Annotated in this window: 20 protein-coding genes; 12 read left to right on the top strand and 8 right to left on the bottom strand. The window is 54.1% G+C overall.

Annotation, left to right across the window (positions count from 1 at the left end):
• Window positions 1-30 precede the first annotated feature (30 nt).
• The 4 genes from AC0KVN_RS03755 to AC0KVN_RS03740 all read left to right on the top strand — a co-directional run bounded on the left by AC0KVN_RS03755 (window position 31) and on the right by AC0KVN_RS03740 (window position 2,222).
• The gene (locus AC0KVN_RS03755; RefSeq protein WP_483655792.1) at window positions 31-1,107 is read left to right on the top strand and encodes a GIY-YIG nuclease family protein; all 1,077 of its coding nucleotides are present in this window, start codon (window positions 31-33) and stop codon (window positions 1,105-1,107) included.
• Window positions 1,108-1,222: 115 nt separating this feature from the next.
• Window positions 1,223-1,585 carry a hypothetical protein gene (locus AC0KVN_RS03750; protein ID WP_483655791.1) on the top strand — a complete coding sequence of 121 codons (363 nt, stop codon included), beginning with the start codon at window positions 1,223-1,225 and terminating at the stop codon, window positions 1,583-1,585.
• On the top strand, window positions 1,585-1,863 hold the full coding sequence (locus AC0KVN_RS03745; RefSeq protein WP_483655790.1) for a hypothetical protein: 279 nt from the start codon (window positions 1,585-1,587) through the stop codon (window positions 1,861-1,863). The genes AC0KVN_RS03750 and AC0KVN_RS03745 overlap by 1 nt, the downstream gene beginning before the upstream one ends.
• On the top strand, window positions 1,863-2,222 hold the full coding sequence (locus AC0KVN_RS03740) for a hypothetical protein (RefSeq protein WP_483655789.1): 360 nt from the start codon (window positions 1,863-1,865) through the stop codon (window positions 2,220-2,222). Before AC0KVN_RS03745 ends, AC0KVN_RS03740 begins: the two co-directional genes overlap by 1 nt.
• Before the next feature lie 3 nt (window positions 2,223-2,225).
• On the opposite strand, the gene AC0KVN_RS03735 is transcribed toward AC0KVN_RS03740, so the two are convergent.
• Window positions 2,226-2,672: a hypothetical protein gene (locus tag AC0KVN_RS03735; protein WP_483655788.1), complete on the bottom strand. Its 447-nt coding sequence runs from the start codon at window positions 2,670-2,672 to the stop codon at window positions 2,226-2,228.
• A gap of 119 nt (window positions 2,673-2,791) precedes the next feature.
• Between AC0KVN_RS03735 and AC0KVN_RS03730 the strand changes: the two genes are divergently transcribed.
• Genes AC0KVN_RS03730 through AC0KVN_RS03715 form a run of 4 tightly spaced genes read left to right on the top strand, consistent with a single transcriptional unit; the run spans window position 2,792 to window position 5,645 of the window.
• Window positions 2,792-3,115, top strand: coding sequence for a hypothetical protein (locus AC0KVN_RS03730; RefSeq protein WP_483655787.1), 324 nt, complete (start codon window positions 2,792-2,794; stop codon window positions 3,113-3,115).
• Window positions 3,115-4,047 carry a PAAR domain-containing protein gene (locus tag AC0KVN_RS03725; protein WP_483655786.1) on the top strand — a complete coding sequence of 311 codons (933 nt, stop codon included), beginning with the start codon at window positions 3,115-3,117 and terminating at the stop codon, window positions 4,045-4,047. The genes AC0KVN_RS03730 and AC0KVN_RS03725 overlap by 1 nt, the downstream gene beginning before the upstream one ends.
• Window positions 4,048-4,055: 8 nt before the next feature.
• Complete coding sequence (locus AC0KVN_RS03720) at window positions 4,056-4,766, top strand: hypothetical protein (RefSeq protein WP_483655785.1); 711 nt, start codon at window positions 4,056-4,058, stop codon at window positions 4,764-4,766.
• A gap of 6 nt (window positions 4,767-4,772) precedes the next feature.
• On the top strand, window positions 4,773-5,645 hold the full coding sequence (locus AC0KVN_RS03715; protein ID WP_483655784.1) for a hypothetical protein: 873 nt from the start codon (window positions 4,773-4,775) through the stop codon (window positions 5,643-5,645).
• Here AC0KVN_RS03715 and AC0KVN_RS03710 read toward each other — a convergent pair.
• The 7 genes from AC0KVN_RS03710 to AC0KVN_RS03680 form a co-directional block, all read right to left on the bottom strand.
• The gene (locus AC0KVN_RS03710; RefSeq protein ID WP_483655783.1) at window positions 5,642-6,133 is read right to left on the bottom strand and encodes a hypothetical protein; all 492 of its coding nucleotides are present in this window, start codon (window positions 6,131-6,133) and stop codon (window positions 5,642-5,644) included. The genes AC0KVN_RS03715 and AC0KVN_RS03710 overlap by 4 nt on opposite strands.
• A 12-nt stretch (window positions 6,134-6,145) precedes the next feature.
• On the bottom strand, window positions 6,146-6,757 hold the full coding sequence (locus tag AC0KVN_RS03705) for a LabA-like NYN domain-containing protein (RefSeq protein WP_483655782.1): 612 nt from the start codon (window positions 6,755-6,757) through the stop codon (window positions 6,146-6,148).
• 94 nt (window positions 6,758-6,851) lie between these two features.
• The gene (locus AC0KVN_RS03700) at window positions 6,852-7,325 is read right to left on the bottom strand and encodes a dihydrofolate reductase (protein WP_483655781.1); all 474 of its coding nucleotides are present in this window, start codon (window positions 7,323-7,325) and stop codon (window positions 6,852-6,854) included.
• The gene (locus AC0KVN_RS03695; RefSeq protein ID WP_483655780.1) at window positions 7,326-8,264 is read right to left on the bottom strand and encodes a thymidylate synthase; all 939 of its coding nucleotides are present in this window, start codon (window positions 8,262-8,264) and stop codon (window positions 7,326-7,328) included. It abuts the gene before it with no gap.
• Between the two features lie 143 nt (window positions 8,265-8,407).
• Complete coding sequence (locus tag AC0KVN_RS03690) at window positions 8,408-9,109, bottom strand: hypothetical protein (protein ID WP_483655779.1); 702 nt, start codon at window positions 9,107-9,109, stop codon at window positions 8,408-8,410.
• Window positions 9,110-9,119: 10 nt separating this feature from the next.
• Window positions 9,120-9,368 carry a hypothetical protein gene (locus AC0KVN_RS03685; RefSeq protein WP_483655778.1) on the bottom strand — a complete coding sequence of 83 codons (249 nt, stop codon included), beginning with the start codon at window positions 9,366-9,368 and terminating at the stop codon, window positions 9,120-9,122.
• 74 nt (window positions 9,369-9,442) lie between these two features.
• Window positions 9,443-9,991: an HNH endonuclease gene (locus AC0KVN_RS03680; protein ID WP_483655777.1), complete on the bottom strand. Its 549-nt coding sequence runs from the start codon at window positions 9,989-9,991 to the stop codon at window positions 9,443-9,445.
• A 230-nt stretch (window positions 9,992-10,221) separates the two neighbouring features.
• Here AC0KVN_RS03680 and AC0KVN_RS03675 point away from each other — a divergent pair, with 230 nt between their 5' ends.
• Genes AC0KVN_RS03675 through AC0KVN_RS03660 form a run of 4 tightly spaced genes read left to right on the top strand, consistent with a single transcriptional unit; the run spans window position 10,222 to window position 12,799 of the window.
• Window positions 10,222-11,430, top strand: a complete 1,209-nt coding sequence (locus AC0KVN_RS03675) for a DUF6934 family protein (RefSeq protein ID WP_483655776.1) — start codon at window positions 10,222-10,224, stop codon at window positions 11,428-11,430.
• A gap of 47 nt (window positions 11,431-11,477) precedes the next feature.
• A complete protein-coding gene (locus AC0KVN_RS03670) occupies window positions 11,478-11,717 on the top strand; it encodes a hypothetical protein (RefSeq protein WP_483655775.1) in 240 nt (79 codons plus the stop codon).
• A 9-nt stretch (window positions 11,718-11,726) separates the two neighbouring features.
• A complete protein-coding gene (locus AC0KVN_RS03665; RefSeq protein WP_483655774.1) occupies window positions 11,727-12,056 on the top strand; it encodes a hypothetical protein in 330 nt (109 codons plus the stop codon).
• A complete protein-coding gene (locus tag AC0KVN_RS03660; protein ID WP_483655773.1) occupies window positions 12,056-12,799 on the top strand; it encodes a hypothetical protein in 744 nt (247 codons plus the stop codon). Before AC0KVN_RS03665 ends, AC0KVN_RS03660 begins: the two co-directional genes overlap by 1 nt.
• Window positions 12,800-12,801 lie beyond the last annotated feature (2 nt).

Below are 12,801 nucleotides of genomic sequence, written 5' to 3'. Positions count from 1 at the left end.
CGGGGATAAACTGTTGACAGAAACCTAAAAATGTTCGTAAAAGGTGGTATGGAACATCCTCGCCTGTTGAGCCGACAAGATTTCAAGGACGGCGTGTTCTTCAAGCGGTTGCCTGAAGAAATACCGGAGGGGGCACCAGATGCTCATCACATTATGGAGCAGCACGATGATAAATATCTCTTTGCGAGATATGAAATGGTCGCTGCTTCTAAAAAATTCTCATACGTTTACAAAGTTACCTGTAATCAAAGCGGGCAATATTATATTGGCTTGCGGTCTTGCGATGTTGATCCTCATCGAGACCCTTATATGGGTAGTGGTATTCTCATACGTAGATACATCCGTGTAAGAGGACGAGAGAATTTTACAAAAACCATAATCGAAATTTTTGACAGTCGCGAGAGCGCGTCGTTACTCGAATCTAAATTGGTGACTGTTGAAACGCTCGAAGACCCACTATGCCTAAATCTGATGGCCGGTGGAGAAATAACATACCCAAAAGCGTTCGCGGAGGTAGTTCGACAGCGAATTTCGGTTTCCGTTTCTGACGCGTATGCGAAAGACCCAACTTTCAGTAGTCGGGTGAGCGAAAGTCTCAAGAACCATTACCGCGATAATCCGCATCGTTCGCTTGAGATTAGCGAAATGCGAAAAGCTCTTCAGAATGATAGCGCACATAAAGCGCGCGAAGCCGAAGCGACGAAAGCACGGTGGGCGGCTCCGGGTCATGCCGAAAAAATGGAACTAGCATGTCAATCTCAAGCAGCAAGACAAAAAAGATCGAAATCAATGAAGGACTATTCACAAACCGCAATCGGTCAACAAAACCTTCAGCTTGCTACGAAAGGCACAATATACGTCAATAAAGATGATAGAACAAAGCGTATAAAACCGCATGATGTCGATTCATATTTGAAAGATGGATGGGTCTTGGGCTCAGCTTTAAGAACCGAAGATACCACCCGTATGAAGCTCAGTGCAGTGAGCAAAGGTAGAGTATGGATGAGTAATCCTGATATGAAAAAAAGATGTCGGGCGAACCCGGAAGATATTGATATTCTCTTATCAGATGGATGGGTAATCGGAAATTTGAAATGGGACACTTGATGCACGCGCTGGCTAACGTATTGCCTTTCCTTCTGCTCATCATCAAGGTCGCGAAGTAACTCTTGCAAACATAATAAAAAGTGGTATGGTCTCCTTCATAGTAAGGAGATCGACCATGCGTTCCAGCATTCCCGTCATCTATGATGCCAGCGACGAGCCGAAGGAACTCCCTTGGAAGTGGGCAATCTGCGGCCGTTGTGATGGTCATGGGCAGTCAAGTGAACATCTGGGCTGCGTTACGCGGGAGGATCGTGACGACGACCCGGAATTCTTTGAAGCCTATATGCGTGGCGATTTCGATCGCCCTTGCGAACATTGCGAGGACGGCAAGGTGCGTGTTGTCGACCGAGACCGGTGCAGCGCCGACGATCTGGCGGACTATGATCAGCAGGTTGCTGACGACCTCGCCGATCAGCGGACGCAGCGCATGGAAATGCTCATGGAAGGTGGCTGGCGCGAAATGGGGTATTACTCGTGATGAACCGCACCTTTCAGGCCTTCAAGAAAGCGCTCGACGGCTCAGGTGAGTGCTGGGATCATGTCGTGGACCTAACCCATGACGAAGCCCGCGACGAGCAGCGCTTCCCTCTCGGTCGCCTGACCGAAGCCAACGGCCGCAAATATCAGTGGACATATTCGATCATGCCTCGGTATGTCCCCTCCGCCGAAGCATCGCTCAAGGCGCTGGGACGGCCGTCAGCGCCTCTTCCGAGCGCGGCTGGTGTCATCCTGTCACATCTGTCCGGAAAGCGCTGATGCCCTATTTCCACGCCACCCATGAGCGCCATATGGAATCGATCCTCGCGCATGGATTGGGTGGCGTTGTTGTAGAGCGCAATTTCCCAGAATGTGTTCCCGGCGTCTATTTGGGGTCCGATCCCGTCATCGTGCTGGGTTTCATGTTCGAGCACATGATGCTCACGGCAGATGACCAAGACGATCCGCGCATCGCCATGGCCTCATGGCGCGTGATTGTGGTCGACGACAGTCGGCTGAATTCAGCAAAGTTAAAGGCCGATCCGCAGATCGACCTTGAAGAGTTCCGACTGTATCACGGGATCATTGACGTCACCGGGCTCCCTGTCCTTACCGTGGATCAGTTGTCGCCCGGTTGACGATCATTCTGCCGCAAACACTGGGAGGATGACTGCGGCCGGGTGCAGATAGTCGATGTCGTAGCGCTGGCAGCCCGGAACGACCTGATCGGTCATGTCGTCGATCAGGATACCGATATCGAGTTCCCGGCACACCTTGGCTTTCCATTCGCAGTAGGCGGTGACGTCCTCCGCGCGCGTCGACTGGCCGGTCATGGCCCGATGATAAGCCTCATACATCTCGTCGGCGATGTTCACCACGCTTTTGAAGTAGGAGCGATCAAGGTTGAGGTAGGCCATGTCCTCATCGATATCATCCTGCATCCCATGGGACCGGAAAGTCACGATGTGGAATTCCTGATTGAAGGGGTTCCGGCGGACAAAATCCGCAAAGCCTTCGGACTGGTCACTGTCGATGAGCGTCCCATCGAAGTCCCAGCCAATAGCGCGATATCGTTCAAGATTAGACATGGGGATCATTTACTACGTCATCATCGCTTTTTCAACTATTATGACGATGAGTGTTTAAATTGCGTTCCGAAGCTGAGTTCAGATAAGATAAATGATCTCAAAGGAGTTTGTAATTTTCAATGCTTATTAAGTCGTCAGTCAAGGTCAATGACGTTGTTACCATCCGCCTCACCACTGGCGAAGAAATTGTCGGCAGGCTCAACAGCGTGACCGATACGTCGATCATCTTGACGAAGCCCGCTCTGCTTCATGTGCAGCAGACCCCGGAAGGTTTGGACGTCCGGTTCGGTGCCATCCTGATTTCCGGCGAGACCGACGAAGTCGAGTTCTACAAGACGGCTATTCACTTTGCGCCTATCCTCACCCGTGATGAAATCCGCACTGGTTACCAGCAAGCGACCAGCAGCATCGTCACTCCGCCGTCGGGTATCATCAAGCCCTGATGTTCAATACCGCCCGTCTTACGGACCTTTGCACCCATGGTGCGAAAATCATCGAGGGTTCCTCGAAGCGGTACGCCAATGGTCTCCCGGTCGCTCGCTTGGGCGATCGGGTAGCCTGCCCACAGCATCCCGATCCGGAAAACAAGATCATTGAAGTGACTGGTGGGATGCCATTCACCGATGGTCTGCTGACCGCACATGGAACAGCCAAGGCCAAATGCGGCGCTGAAATCATCGTCGACATGTCATCCGGTGATGGCGGCGCGGCGCTGGAGCAGATGGCCATGGAAACCGAAGATATGTCTGAGGACGAGAAGCGCGCGTTTTTGGCTGAGAAATTCGGGGGAGGGGCTGCTGGGGCCGCGATCGCGGATGGCATGATGAGAGCATCGGGCGGCGGTAGTTCACAAAGTGTCGACTTCAACGATCCCAATGTGCAGTCGTCAAGCGTCGCATGCGGGCCATTCAACGATGGCACGCCCTATAGCACCAAGATTTCCCGCTATTACACGGTGGGAGAAATGGTGAAGACCTACCAGTTCACCCAGCATGATATCGGACATGGCCAATTGGGTCTCAGCCGGGGGCAGATCATCTGCAACCTGAAGCATCTGACTGTCAACAGCATCGATCGGTGCAACGATTTCCTCCAGAAGCGTGGTTATACAATGCGGATCGGCAGCGGCTTCCGCAATGGGAGTGGCGATAGCGACCACAACAAAGGGTCGGCCGCCGATATGCACATTTTCCAGCGCGGAATGCGTGTGACCAGCATCGAGACTATAACGCAATTGGCCAAGGACATGATCGAAAGCGGTATTCCCTACACACAGGTGCTCGCGGAAACGTCGAATGGCCGCCCTTGGATTCACTGGGCTAATCGTAGCAACGGGGTGAAGAGCAACCCACGTTTTGCCGTGAAGTATGTGTGAGGTGATCCATGGGTAAAGTGTTTCAAGACGTCACCAGCAGCGGTGGTGGTGATGCTCTCGCCATGACGATGGAGGATATGACCGAGGACGAGAAGCGCGCATATCTCACACAGGCGTTTGGGGGAGGCGCGTCAGGCGCATCGGCCGCCGACGCTTATATGCGGTCGCGGGGATCACCATCGGAAGAAAGCGTGGAGATCAACGATCCCAATGCAACCTCCAAGCAATATGGCTGCACCGGTATCGCAAATGGGGTGGCCGATAGCTTCAAGCTATCGCGTTATTTCACGGTCGGGCAGTTGAGCAGTGGCGTCTATCAGCCGTCGCTCCGGCATGCGATCCCATCGCCGACCGCGTTGGGTCTTCAGCGCGCGGACATCATCTGCAACCTGAAACATCTCGCGCTGAATAGCATCGACCGTTGTCAGGACTATCTGAGCACCAGAGGATACACGATGCAGATCGGCAGCGGCTTTCGGAACGAAACCGGGGGCAGCGATCATAACCGGGGTTCAGCGGTTGATATGCACATATTCAAGGGCGGGGTCCGTGTCACCGATATGGACACGATCATCGCTCTCGCCAAGGGAATGATCGAAAGTGGTATTCCCTACACGCAGGTCATTGCTGAGATAAGCGATGGTCGACCGTGGATTCACTGGGCCAATCGCAAAAATGGCGTGAAGAGCGGCAAGAAATTCTTCGTATTGAGGTTCTGAACAATAATGGATTTTGAAAAAATTGGTAGCGTTATGGAAGACGCACGAGAGGGCTCGCTGATCGATGACACGCTTGACGCGCAGGTCGGGAATCTTTCCGGTAATTTGACCGGCATGATTGGGCAATTGAACGCGTCGGGCATTGATGGGATTTCGGAAATAACGGCCTCGCTGAATAGTGGGGTGGCATCGGGTGGCTTGGATAGTCTCGCCGGGCACCTGAGCGACACCAAAGGGGAGTTCATGAACCGGCTGTCGACGCTTGGGAGCTTCACGTCGATGAAAGACGCGCTTGGTGGCCTGACAGGTAAGACCAAGGCGTCTCTACCGGAAATCCTGCCTGCCACGCTCCCGGAGGGGTTGTCGCCGATCGCACAGGCGGCCAGTGGTTCGGATGAGGGCGAGGGTAATACAAAGCCAGCGGTGTCGCCATTCCTCAAAGACGCGTTCGGAGCGGCGCTGACCGCTCGTAGCATGCTCACCAAGGTGAGTTCGCTGACGTCGAAGCTGGGTGCTCTTGGTGGCCTCTCTTCCGCGTTGCAGACCGCGAATGCCGCATTGGTGACGGCACAGAATGCATTTGGTGCAGGGCAGATCACCAAGGATCAACTCGACGCAGCAACGGCGGAAAAGGACGAGGCCGAGAAGGTGCTGAATTCGACCAAAACCAGCATCAAGACGATGGCTGGTGAGCTTTCGGAAAATGTCAGCGGGATCGCCGATACTATATCGAAGGAAAAGGATTTTCACGACAACGCGGCGAAGGAATTGGATGCATTCGCTTCGGCGATGAAAATCGTCTCTATGAAGGATGATCCGACTGCGCGCGCGGTGTTGGGCGCTATCGGTTCCTCGTCCCTACTGGGAAAATTGGCTTAATTGGGTTGCCATACCCGGATCATCTTTTCCGGTCCGGGTTCCAGACAGGTGATGATCGCATTGGGATTGCGATTGATATAGTCGTGTTCCCAGCGCGATACCTTCGCGGAGGCACCCACTATATCAAACAGTGTTCCACGGCCTTGCAGCTTTCGTATCCGCATACCGGTATCGATGAAACGCTGGCGCATAACGCGCATGCTGCTCACGATGCAATTTTCGATACCATTTGCCGACATATCGATCTTGTATTCGCCGAACGAAATCACACCTTCCTTGAGCATGTCGAGGAGATCGTGCGCGAATTGTTCAGTCCCAGCCGATGGCTGATCCGGGAAAGACGTGCGTAGTGAAATGCCGTCTCGGCCGGGGAGTAGAGCAATGGTGTCGCCGTCGCGGGTGCCGACCCAACGCCCTACGCTGAAGTTGAATACGCCATGCTCGAACGACGGCTCGGTGCCAGAGGCAATACGAAATGGTTCGAACATGCTATATCTCCGTTACGAACCGAAGCGTGGTGCCAGAGTTCCACGACCGCCACGTCCGGCGCTCTTCTGCTGGTAGTAGATGAAGTCCTCGTAGCATTCGCCGAGATCGACGAAATCCTGCGCGACCCACCGGAGATCATCGGACACGGTCCGTTCCCGACGAGTGGAGACCACCGTAACGCGACAGCCTTCGTTCTTGACGGCTTCGATAACGTCGGCGAGGTCGCCATCACCGCTGAATAGGATGATGTGATCCATCCCCTTGGTTGCCGCCCGATACATGTCGATCGTCAGTTGCGGGACGAAGGAGCCCTTGGTCTTGGAGCCGAGATCGTTCGACACGGTTCGACCTTGCTTCACGATTGTGGTGTAGCCGTTGTTGCCGATGAGATCGACCACCGGCTTTATCGGTGAGTAGCCGTCTTCGTCGGGCTTGATCACGGTGTAGTAGCGGATGTCCTGAAGCTTGCAGCCCTTCTTCAGCATGTCGCGGAGCGCCATGTAGTTGAAGTTGTTCTCGGACTCGAAGAGCTTGAACGTTCCATAGAGGCTTGGGCCATCAATGAAAGCCATGGTCATGTCATCTGCGTGCAGACCAAACGGGTTCTTTCTATCAATCGTCATTTTTCCCTCAAATCGCTCTATTTTAGGAAGATTAAAGTGTATGCGAAAACCGGTTAACTACAATTTGTAAAATTACCCAGAGACCCGCTTTTTTCTATCGTCTTTCATAAATGATGATCTGATAAGGTATGCTGTCACCATCCATACACCGGATAGAAGTGGCCGTCCAGACCTCTTGATCGATTTCGGGAAAGAAACGATCCCCCTCAATCTCGATGTCGAGTTCCGATACGATCAGCCGGTCCGCCTCCAATATCGCCGAGCGGTAAAGCTGTTCACCGCCGATGATAAAGGCCTCGTCCTCGTCCCGGACCACTTCCAGCGCCTCAGATAGCGAAGAGAAGCTTTCTGAAGCATTAACAAGATCAGGATTGGACGTAATTACAATGTTCCTACGTCCCGGTAGAGGCTTAAACGGCAAACTCTCCCAAGTAAGCCTGCCCATTATTACGGGTTTACCCCTAGTCGTTTCTTTGAAATGCTTGAGGTCAGAGGGCAGGTGCCAAGGCAGATCATTACCCCTGCCTATGACATTATTCTTCGATTTTGCGACGATCAAGGTGATCATTCAAACCGCCATCGGCGCTGGAATCGCCGCATGAGAGGAATAACCAATGAGTTCGAACGAACTCACCTTGAAGTCGAAAATGTTCGTAATACTCTCGTCCATGGCGAGCGTGGCAGCGGGAAGGGGTTCGCGCTCAAGCTGCGTGTCCACTGCATCGAGATGGTCGAGGTAGATATGGCTGTCGCCCTGCGAATGGATCAGATCACCCGGCATCAGATTTGTCACCTGAGCGAGCATCTTGGTCAACATCGCATAGGAGGCAATGTTGAAGGGTTCACCCAAGAATTTGTCAACGCTGCGCTGATACCACTGGAGCGACAATTCACCGTCCTGAACATGGCACTGGAAAAGGATATGGCACGGGGGAAGGGCCATCTGATCCAGTTCACCGGGGTTCCAAGCTGTGACGATATGGCGACGACCATAGGGATCGGTCTTCAGGCCATGAACGAGCTTCTCGATCTGGTCGACCGAGATCACTGTGCCATCACCGAAGCTGGGGGAGCGCCAATCGCGCCACTGTGCGCCATACACGCGACCAAGGTCGCCCGGTTCGGCAACCAGCCCACGGTTGGTCCAATATTCGGCTTCTGCATTCTTTGTCCAAATCGTCGTCTTATCGGTCAAATCGGCTCTATCACGATCAAAGCGAAGCTCAGCCAAGCGCCGCTCGTTCATGGAACCTTCGAGAAACCAGATAAGTTCCGAAGATACGGAAGGGAGAAGCATCTTTTTCGTGGTCAGCAGGGGAAAGCTGGTCCGGAGGTCATAGCGGGTCTGTGCACCAAAAATGCCGATGGTGCCCGTTCCCGTCCGGTCAATGCGCTTTTTGCCCTTGTTGCGGACGTGCCGCAAAAGGTCGAGGTACGCGACCTCGTTCGGATTAATAACCGTCATCAAATCAAATCTACCTAATATCCGGCGCGCCAGTTTTATCATTCCGAGCTTGTGCTTCGTGAATGGACGTCGCCGGGATGCGAAACCCGTTAACTGCTTTTGTAATAATTTAGGGGAGGGCCGTTAGGCCGCTCCCCCGTGGGTTGCAACGGAAAAAATCGAGGATTTCCTATTGCAATCCATTATCACTGGTCAGTTGCGGGACCGGTGGGCTGGTCAGTCAGCGTGGTATCGCCACCGAACATATTAAGCTCGAAACCGCCGTCCGCAGCCGTTTCCGGAGCCGAAACAATCGGCGCAACCTCAGGGGTGGGAGCCGCAATGGTCGACACCGGGGGGAGGGGACGCAGATCGGGGCAAGCCTTGTAGGCTTCCTCGCGCTTGAGGGCAGCTTCCTCGTCCAGAATGGCGGCCTGAGCCAACAAATTCTTTGCGATCGCGAGGCGGTTCTTTTCCAGATCGGCCTGCTGATTGTGCTCGTGAGGGTTGAAACGACGCTCAACCGGGGGCTCCGAATCGCTCACCTTGGGGACATGGTGACCAGTGCGCTCCAGAATTTCGCGCATCGGAAATGCCTCGCCCGCCGACGGGGTCAAAACGATGTTGTCGATCGGCATCGGCACCAGACGGCCTTCCTTATGCAGAAGCATCAGGAGGCTCATGTCGTATCCTTCGACCTTGCGGCGATCGAGGAACTGGCCGAAATCGAGCGAACTCTGGCCTTCGGGCGTCTGAACCAGACTGTTGAGGGTCGAACGCAGAGAATCCGGCAGGGTCTCGGGCTGAAGCACGAGCGCGCGATCGGCGCGGCCGGGAATCTGTGACGTCACGATGATGACACGCGAGCCAGTGCTCAGCGTCTGGCCGATATGGCGCATACGACTCATGTTGGACTCCTTATTCCGCTGCCGGTGCGACGTCGGTCGCTTCGGCGGTTTCAGCGGCCTCAGCGGAGGCCTGCTCGCTCAGAACGCCCTCAAAGGCGTTGACCAGTGCTTCGACCTGCGCGCGAACGCCCAGAACCTGCTGGATGGTATCCCAGCCCTTGAATGCACCCTGATCGGCGGCGTGATCGATAACGCGGATTACGTTCTCCATCACCTGCATAATATTGAACTGGCCTTCGCCAGTTGCTTCTTCACTCATCAAATACTCCCAGAAGTCAAATTCGATCTTCTTGGTAAAGATAGCGAACTCGACTTCCGGAAAGCAAAATTAAACTAATGACGAACGATAATATTTTCTTCCGGCCACCCCAAATACGTGTTCCAGCTATAGTGTGGAACGTATAGTGGGTATTCCTTTCTGATGCTCACCAGTTCGTAATAGCTTGGTTTGTAAGGCATCCGCAGCGGTTGAATGCGCTTGTGGCCTTTGCGGTTATTGCAAGGGTGGCACGCGGCGACGATATTGGTCCAGCCGTCCTTACCGCCATAATATTGCGGCACGACATGATCCTTGGTCAATTCTGACTGCGGGAACACCTTTGCACAATATTGGCAGGTGTAGCGGTCACGCAGGCACAACGTATCCTTGCGCCACGCCGCGCCATGACGGGGTCGGGCATAATCGCGCAGCATGATCACGGCGGGAACGCGCATGGTCACGCTTGGGCTGTGAATTTCCCAGTCGTCATATTCGTGCAGAATGATCGCTTCGTCCTTGTAGACGTTCGAAATCGCCTCTCGCCAACTCACCGAGGAAATGGGGAGCAGGCTGAGTGGGTTCATGTCAGCATTGAGGACGAGGGTATCTTTAGTGTCGGCCATGACGTATTTACTAAGGGGATTTTCCGGTGATGAGCCGGTCCCAATGATTTGGCCGACTGTGCGCTAGCTGGTGTGTTCAAGTCCTGCAAATGCGGACGGTGCGACAATATGGCCGCACAGATCATTGATCTGCGACGTCATCAGCGCATACGGGGCGCGCAAGGATGTGTGTGTACACATGGCTACCCCAATAGATGACGTTGACCGCAAAGGTCAATAATAAATAGGGTATGCGTGACTTCATCAACATCGTCGAACATGGCCTGATCAATATGCCTCGTGGAGGCACCCGCGTCGATGTGCGCAGCGAACCCGCCATCCTGTCCAATCCCGAATTCATGAAGTGGTTCGAGGGTTCGAAGGTGACGGATCGGGACGGAAACCCGCTTGTCTGCTATCATGGCTCCTACTTCGATTTCACCAAGTTCCAGAACAAGGATTTAGGCAAGGGGGGGGCAGGCAATGGCTTCAACAGCATCGGCTACTGGTTCGACGTCGACACCGGCGTCCCCAACTGGCTTGCTGGTTATGAGGAGGGCTATGAGGCATCGGACGGAGGGACGGTGTATCCCTGCTTCCTGTCGATCAAGAAGCCGTGGGTAATCGACAGCGAATGGCTGTGGGATGAAGATCGGGAAAAACTGATCAAGATGACGGAGGAACTCAAGGAATTGTTGCACCGCCAGAGAACGGAAGACGACCGGCTGGGGAATATAAGCAACGCCATCTATTTCCTGCGACAGAAGCGCGACAAACTCATGAATGAAATCGCGCATGACAGAGATGACGCCTTTTATCGCATGATGAAAATGCTCCCCAATGGTATCAAGTCGACCACGGCCGAGGTGATGCAGTTCAAGAACGAACTCATTGCAGAGGGATATGATGGTATCTGGCTCGGCGACACGATTGCCGATTTCAGTTCGCGTAACTATAAACTGTCCGACTGGTGGATCGCTTTCCACCCCAACCAGATCAAGTCGGTGTTCGCCAAGGAGTTCAACCCCGATAGCGATCATATCCATGAGCAGCGATTGACCGAGAGTTTGAGCCAGCCAGTTGAATGGGAGTGGAGCCATCGCTTGCGGCCTCATAGCGATACGGCCGTTGCCACCTTTGAAGTGGACGACCGAGATTATCGTGTGAGATTCACCAAGCCCGCGCGAAGCTGGCAATTTGCCTTTGATCAGCACGGAGATGAGAGTGTCACAGGTGATGGCGGAGCCTTCATAGTATTCGCCACGGTGATCGACATTCTCAAGGATTTCGTCGCCGAAATGGACCCCGATATCGTCAACTTTTCCAGCGACACGCCATCTCGTGCCCGTCTTTATCGCAGGTTCATCGATACCTTCATTCGCCCGCGTGGCTATAGCGTCGAAGAAAAATCTTTGGGTAACATCACCCAATATACAATCGAGAAGCAAAAAAGCGCTTGAAGAGATCATAAAAAGTAGTATGGTGGTCGGCAACAAGGGAGTTGTCGATGTTCACCATTTTGTCGAAAGTTGCAGGTCAGGCAGATCAGACCTTCACCATGTCGAAGGACGGTGCCGCCAACTTCATTGAGGGCTGGGCCTCGAAGTTTTCGGGGCGTGAGCCTACCGCCTATGGTTTCAAGAAGACCGTCGAATTCCTCAACGGTCTGGTTGCAGATGAAGTGCATGAAATGATGAACCGCGATCGTAGCGGTGCGCGTTTCAAGCTCATCGTCAGCCTCGCATAAGGATCAACCATGCAGATCGATTTCATGACCGCCACGCCCAAGGATGTGATCGAACGGTCGATCCTGATGCACGACAGTGTGTTGGCAGAAAATTTGCGCAGGTCGGCGATCGAGCATCGCGCCTATGCTGCAAACCCCACGCATTGTGACCAGACCGTGCCCGGTATCGCCATGGGCATGGCCAAGCAGTGCGAGCGCGCCGCCATTCTCGTCGAAGACGGGAACGTCAACGCCATCATGAGGGAAATGTCCCTCTGGATTCCCACGCTCAATCTCGCATGCCGCCTTCAGTGCGTGCCAATGAGCGTTCAGAAAGATATCGTGGAAAGGCCGTTCTGATGAGCCGTTATGTCACCCTCCCGGAATATAACATGCCCAAGGCGATCGCCATGATCGACACGGTCGGACCGACCCTGACCGGCATCGCCATTCCCACGCCCGAAACCTTTGTCAGCAGGCGCTGGGGCTATTCCCCGTTCTCCGAGCATCTGAAGCTGGTTCGCAGTCGGATCGTCGACGCCTTCATGGCGAAATATCCTCGTGGCAAGGGCACCAAGGACGATACGGCTCTGCGTGAATTCTACGCGGCCTGCTATCACTGGAAGCGCGCCCAGTCGGCCAAGCGCTACAGTCGTCTTGCCGACGATCGCCAGCGCAACGCCTTTGCCGCCGCGCAGGCCTTGCCCAAGACGCTCATGAACATGTTTCTTGCGCTCCCCGAAGACGGAAGCTCGGTCACCAATCCGACCGGCTCCACCAAGCATTGGCTCACGCTGTGGAAAGCCGGACTGACGACTGGCTTTTTCCATCCCGGCGATCGCGGCCGTGCCGCTGAAATGTGGCTGACCGATGCCGGTATGCCGGTCCGCAAAGCGTGGATCGAACGTCGGGAGCGCGAAGAGAAGGAAAAAGAGATCAGGAAGGCCACTTCTCGCTTGATGGAGATCGAGGCTCTGCTCGATCACATCGCGGTGCATGCTCCGCGTTGCGCCCTAATGAGCGATAACTTCGAGTTCGTCGATTTCATTGGTCACGAGGCCAAGCGCCTGATCGATTGTCGACCGAAGGCGAAAGCCAAATAAGA

Source organism: Sphingobium sp. SG1 (genome assembly GCF_057063145.1).
Note: the sequence above shows the minus strand (reverse complement) of the source record. Positions and strands in the feature narration are given on the sequence as shown.